We start from the raw sequence: 6,333 nt of genomic DNA, 5'->3' as shown, positions 1-6,333 counted from the left end.
TCTTCTATGACGCCGATGGTGGTGCTCCCCCCTCGGGCTGTTCCGCTCCCACCTTCACCCAGGGCCGTCTGCGTATGGCCAGGGACAGCGGTGGTGACACCTGGTACTCCTATGACAACCAGGGCCGCCTCGTGAGTGAGCTGAGGGTCCGCCCGGGTGCCACCAGTTGCTCCGAAACCCATTCGGACTCCAACCCGCACCTGCGCTACTCCTACACCGACAACGGCAACCTCGCCTCCATCATCTACCCCCACGGTCGCCGCGTGGAGTACGTCTACTCCAGCGACCTCAAGCGGGTGGATCGCATCGACTCCATCTCCGTCGCCCTCTACACCGGCACTCCCGCCTCCTGGACCCAGACGACGCTCGTCTCCAACATCTCCTGGGAGCCCTTTGGCGGCGTTCGCGGCTACCACCTGCGATTCCCCACCTCCGGTACCACCGCCTCTCTCGAGTACCTCCTGGGTGACAACGCGGGCACCGCACCGTCCTCCAGTTGTCCCTCCACCATGCCCTCCCAGTCCTCTTCCGACTGGACGGGCCGCCTGCGCGCCCTCTGGCTCTCCTCCGGCGCTCAGCCTCTCGGCTCCGGCTCCGGCGACCTCTTCAAGCGCACCTACACCTGGCAGGCGGATCAGGTTTCCCAGATCAATACCTGTGTCCGCAGCGCCTCCAGTCAGGTGGAGCAATTCGGCTACGACAGACTGTTGCGTCTGACGAGCGCCACCATGCCCTCCGTCACCAGCACCGGTGGCTCCTACCGCATCAAGAGTCCCGCCTACGACTCTCGCGGCAACCGCACCCGCCTCTCGGTGGATGAGTTCGGCAACGGCTTCACCTATGCCTACTCCGGTGACCGGTTGCAGTCCTACGTCGCCAGCCGAGCCGGCACCATGCTCGCCCGCAACTACTCCTACAACCGCGACGGCCGTATCGAGCAGATTCAGTGGCCCAATGACTCCAGTGGCCTTCCCGGCCGCTCGTTGCGCTTCAACTACAACACGGACACCCAGAGCGCCGGCAACATGACCGTCTTCCGCGCCGTCGAGGTGGTGGGTGGTGCCTTCTACAACTACTGGTACGACGCCCAGGGCCGCCGCCGTCTCAAGGTCCACCCCACCGACCAGACCGAGGAATACTTCTACGACCAGGACCGCCACCTCCTCGAGGACCGTGGCTTCGCCTCCCTCTCCCAGAACGCTCCCTACCCTCTCGACGAGTACATCTGGCTGGGCGAGCGCCCCATTGCCATGCTCCGCTCCAGCTTCGACGCCTCCTGGAACCGCCAGCCCGATTCCGAGGGTAGCTGCCAGCGTCTCGGTGGCAATGAGCGCTGCGGCGTCTACTTCATCGTCTCCGACCACCTCGGCAAGCCCGTCCTCATGCTCGACGGCTCCGGCCGCATCACCGGCACCGGTGAGTACTCTCCCTTCGGCGAGCTCAACCGCGTGGATTACTGGGGCGAAACCCAGCACCCCTACGCCAGCAACACCCCCTCCACCGAAATCGGCCGCGTCTCCCAGCCCTCCCTGGGCCTGTCCATGGACGTGCGCCTGCGCTTCGACTCGCTCGATACCGAGGCCTGCGGCGGCTACTACTACGACCCCACCTACGTCGTGGACGGCAACACCAACGCCCAGCTCGCCGGCCCCTTCGGTGGCCACCACCTCGGCCCCTACGTCAGTTCCTGGCTCAACTACCCCTCCGCCAGCTCTCTCGTCGTGAAGTTCCAGTCCGACTCCGGCAACTGGGCTCCCAATGCCTTTGGCTGCGTCGAGGACACCGGCGTCAACTTCCCCTACTCCGGCGTGGCCCTCCGCGCCTACGAGTACCGCCGCTACGACGGGGCCCTGGGCGCCGCTCCCATGTGGACGCCCCTGCGCTTCCCCGGCCAGTACCATGACCCGGAGACCGACCTCTTCGAGAACTGGAACCGCTACTACGACTCCTCCACCGGCCGTTACCTCCAGCCCGAGCCAGTGATTGCCACGCGGCCGGGCCTGGTGAAGACCGAGGCGACTCGAGGCATGGTGACGCCGCTGTACGCGTACGCGAACAACAACCCCCAGGCGTACACCGATCCGACCGGTCTCTTCTCGACGGACGAGGGTTGTAAGAACTACCCGACGGCGGCCGACATCCTCAACAAGACGTCCATGATCGATGATCGCTGCTTGAAGGAGTGCATCATCGATCAGGTCGTAAATGCCCACCTGAAATGCGATTACTGGCGCATCAAGGATTATTGCCGCAGGAAGCCCAATGTGGCCGGCGCCAGCCCGCTGGGCAGCTGCAAGGAGCCCGAGGAGGACATCACCTGGTGCTCGAGGGACATCGACAGCGAGTGTCAGATCCTGGCGTTGATGCATGAGTTCGCCCACTCCTGTGGTTGGGATCACAACCAGGGCAAGGGCGTCCCCGGGAACAGTGGAGAGCTGGAATGCGGCTCGCTCACGGACTGACCTCCCCGGCCCTCGCGCGCTCATGGCTCATCTGGAGCATGGTCGTGGGCAGTCTCGCCGGATGCGAGGAGGACTGCCCCGAGGTCGATATCTGCCAGGAGATCTGCGCGGGGCGTCCGGGGCCACAGCTCCCCCGGCATTGCCCAAGACCCGTCTGCATCTGTAAGCCGCCGACGGGCACCGCGAAGGATGCCGGTCAGTAGAAGTCCCGAGAAGCAGACTCCCCACCTCCAGTTCCAGAAGGGCTGGAGGTGGGGAGAAGTTCATTCAAGAAGCCCGGTGCGACCCACGCGCCGAGGGAGAACCATGAAGAAATTATGGATGTTGTGCGCTGTCCTGCTGGCAACAGCTTGCGGCCCCACTCTCGACCCGGAACAAGACTCCGAGTCATCGACCGTCACAACGGTGGAATCTTCGCTGTTTCAATGTGGGCTGAAGTGTCCGAGCGGCACGCACGCCACGCTCTATCGGTGCAACACGAGTTGCGGCGCCTGCACCGCCACCACACCGAACGAAGCGAATTGCGAACCTGATCCGACTGGAAATTCCTTCTCCAAGTGTGGCTTTACCTGCCCAAGCGGCTGGCGCATCGCGAAATTTCAGTGTGACCAGAACTGTGGCACCTGCGACGCCACCCGACCGAACGCGGCCTACTGCGAGCCCGACCTGGGGGAGAGCACGTTCACCCAATGTGGCACGGAGTGCCCCAATGGCTGGCATGCCACGAGCAAAGACTGTAATTACACTTGCGGCTCCTGCTCCACCTCTGGAGCACTCAACCGAGCCGTCTGTGTGCGCAATCCTGGGGGGACCCCGTTCAACAAGTGCGGCACCACTTGCCCGGTTGGATGGCTCGTCACGAGCAGGCAGTGCAACAGCGCCGCCTGCGGCACCTGCGACTCCTCCTGGCCAAACGACGTCCACTGTGAGTTCGACCTGAGCGGCACCACACTCACCCAGTGTGGCACGGAGTGCCCCAGCGGCTGGCACGCCACGAGCAAGGACTGCAACTACACCTGCGGCTCCTGCTCCACCTCTGGAACCCTCAATCGGGCTGTCTGTGAGCCCAACCCCAGCTCCACCACGACGTTCACCCAGTGTGGCACGGAGTGCCCCAGTGGCTGGCACGCCACGAACAAGGACTGCAACTACACCTGCGGCTCCTGCTCCTCCCCCGGGACCCTCAACCAGGCTCTCTGCGCTCCCAACCCCAGCTCCACCACGACGTTCACCCAGTGTGGCACGGAGTGCCCCAATGGCTGGCACGCCACGAACAAGGACTGCAACTACACCTGCGGCTCCTGCTCCTCCCCCGGGACCCTCAACCAGGCTCTCTGCGCTCCCACTTCAAACGCGACATTCACCCAGTGCGGCCTGGAGTGCCCCAGTGGCTGGCATGCCACGAACAAGGACTGCAACTACACCTGCGGCTCCTGCTCCTCCCCCGGGACCCTCAACCAGGCTGTCTGTGCACTCAATCCGGGCACCTCGCTCACCCTGTGCGGCCTGCAGTGCCCCAATGGCTGGCATGCCACGAGCAAGGACTGCAACTCCGAATGCGGCTCCTGCTCCTCCTCCGGGACCCTCAACCGGACCGCCTGTGATCTCAACCTGAGCGGCAGCTCGTTCACCCAGTGCGGCACGCAGTGCCCCAGTGGCTGGTATGCCACGAGTCAGGACTGCAACTCCACCTGCGGCTCCTGCTCCTCCTCCGGGACTCTCAACCGGGCGGTCTGCACGCCGCTGTAATCTCCGTTGAGCTGAAACCCCACTTCCCCTCCGGGCCGGGTCCGCACCGGAGGGGAGGTCGGCTCTTCAGGGCTCCGTCCCTCCCTTCACGCATACCAACAGGCGTGAGGGATGCGTCATGCACCGCAGCGTCGTGCCCGCGGGCACGTTCCCCGGCTGCCCCTCGCGCTGCTCGCACACCCACCGATCGCCCCAGTACGTCTCGCACTCCAGCGAGCTCGCGTCCTGTGGAGGTCCCCAGTTCCTGGCGGGTGAGTACGCTTCGTCGCAGATACGGCGCCCCTCCCCCTCCCACTCACAGGTCAGGAGAGAAGGCTCCTCGGGAGCGGAGCGCAGGGCCGCGCAGGGCCGCCGCGACACAATGGCCGCGCACTCCGCTCCTCCCCCCGAGGAATCGCTGTCGTACCAGAGCCTCGACAACGACCCATCGGGCGCACGAACGAACGCGGCGCGGATGGTCGAGTCGATTCCATTCAGCTCCAACCCCATCCGGAAGGGCCTTCCTGTCGCCTCCGCCTCGAGGGCACACGCGACGACGTTCGCACGCTGTGACTCGTCATGGGCCCACCCACAGTCCTGGGCGGAGGCCCCCGCGATGTCTCGCGCGAGTACCTCGATGTCGCAACGGCTGCAGCGTGTCTCCCGTAGGAGGCTGAATGTCGGGCGGCCGGCGGCGAGCCGATGAGCACAGGCACTTCCTGACAGACTCGAGACCACGAGGAGGACGCAAAGGAAAGAGAAGCGCATGCGCGTGAGCATAGGACACGCTACCGGATTCATAAATGAATCCAGCCAGGGTGTTGGCGCCGTCCCAGAAGAACCCGAGGTCGCTGTTCTCGAAAATGGGACGGTTTATCTGGGGGGCGGCTCTCCCTTGACACACCAGATGCCACACTGCACTGTGCGCCGCCCGACACGCCGGCCCTCCAGAGACATTCATTCTCGTGCCGCAGGCATTTTGTGATGCCATCGCGTGTCCGCTGAAAGGAATCCCTATCGTGCGCTCTCTACGAGCCCTGGTGCCCTGTCTGCCCTTGTTCCTGGCCGGCCTGGCTTGCACACAGACGACCCTCTCGGACGATTCCGGCAGACCCGGGAACGTTCTCTCGGAGCGTCGACCCTTGCAGGCCTCCGCGCGTACCCGACAACTCGGCGAGGACTGCACTCTCGCCGGCCGCTCCGAATGCCAGACGAATCTCTGCCTCCACCACCGCCCCGGCGCACATGAGGGCTACGTCTGCTCCGACTTCTGCGCCGACAATTCCGACTGCCCTGCGCGTTGGGAGTGCGTCACGCTCATTCCCGGCTCGCGCGAGCGCGTGTGCACGCCGCCTCCGGACTGGTCTCCCACCGCTGTTTCCAAGCGCGTCAAGGGCCCCGCTGTTCCCCGCCCTCCCGAGCTTCCCCAGTCCATTGCCTCCCCCGCAGGCTCCAAGCCGTCACCCTGAGCCACTCGGATTTCCCTCATGCCTGAACATTCCATGGCAGGTGTCAATCTGCCCCGTCATTTCCCAGGAGGGCCAGCCATGAAACGGCTCGCCACTGCATCCGTGCTCCTCCTGCTCGCCGGCATCCTCTTCCCGGCAAGCATGGACGCCGCTCCCTATTGCCCCGACACCAACACGTCCCTGGACTGCAAGAAGGACAAGTCCTGCAAGTGTTCCGACATCATGGTCGGAGACCCCATCAACCTCGCCGACGGCAGCTCCTTCCACCGCGTCGAGGACTTCCCCCTCGGCGGAGCCATCTCCCATGATCTGGGTTTCCTGCGGGCCTATGACTCCGAGGACTACGCCTCCAGTCATGCCAACGAGATGACTGGCCTGCCCAAGCCCTTCGGCTCCAGCCCCACCAACGTCAATGCGCTGAAGTGGTACCACAACTTCTTCGCCTTCGTTTTCAAGCCTGCTTCCGGCTCCTGGTGGGTACGTAACCTCGACGCCCAACGCATGCAGTACACGCCCTGCGCCTCCTTCTGGTGCTACGCCCCCAACACCTCCGGCAACTCCGCTCGCAAGGACCGTCTGCAGTGGACTCCCGAGGGCTTCACCCTCCACGAGTTCGACGGCCGCAAACTCCTCTTCAACGCCGCCTTTGGCTCCACCCACTACTTCCTCACCGA

4 protein-coding genes are annotated in these 6,333 nt (G+C 64.7%); 3 read left to right on the top strand and 1 reads right to left on the bottom strand.

From position 1 onward, the window contains the following. A partial coding sequence (locus DAT35_RS57770) for an RHS repeat-associated core domain-containing protein (protein WP_304466095.1) occupies window positions 1–2,462 on the top strand: 2,462 nt, incomplete at its 5' end. 792 nt (window positions 2,463–3,254) lie between these two features. After that, a complete protein-coding gene (locus DAT35_RS58715) occupies window positions 3,255–4,211 on the top strand; it encodes a hypothetical protein (protein ID WP_146210351.1) in 957 nt (318 codons plus the stop codon). 66 nt (window positions 4,212–4,277) lie between these two features. On the opposite strand, the gene DAT35_RS59745 is transcribed toward DAT35_RS58715, so the two are convergent. After that, the gene (locus DAT35_RS59745) at window positions 4,278–4,700 is read right to left on the bottom strand and encodes a hypothetical protein (RefSeq protein WP_108077973.1); all 423 of its coding nucleotides are present in this window, start codon (window positions 4,698–4,700) and stop codon (window positions 4,278–4,280) included. Window positions 4,701–5,737: 1,037 nt separating this feature from the next. On the opposite strand from DAT35_RS59745, the gene DAT35_RS57745 reads away from it, so the two are divergent. Next, window positions 5,738–6,333, top strand: a 596-nt coding sequence (locus DAT35_RS57745; RefSeq protein WP_146210349.1) for a hypothetical protein, incomplete at its 3' end; no start/stop codon positions are given.

The organism is Vitiosangium sp. GDMCC 1.1324, assembly GCF_003044305.1.
Classification (GTDB): Bacteria; Myxococcota; Myxococcia; order Myxococcales; family Myxococcaceae; genus Archangium.
The sequence above is the reverse complement of the archived record's forward strand: the minus strand, read 5'-3'. Positions and strand labels throughout refer to the sequence as shown.

Excerpts from the sequence above, each read along its gene's own strand:
- DAT35_RS59745 (WP_108077973.1), bottom strand. The coding sequence starts at position 4,700 with ATGGGGTTGGAGCTGAATGGAATCGACTCGACCATCCGCGCCGCGTTC.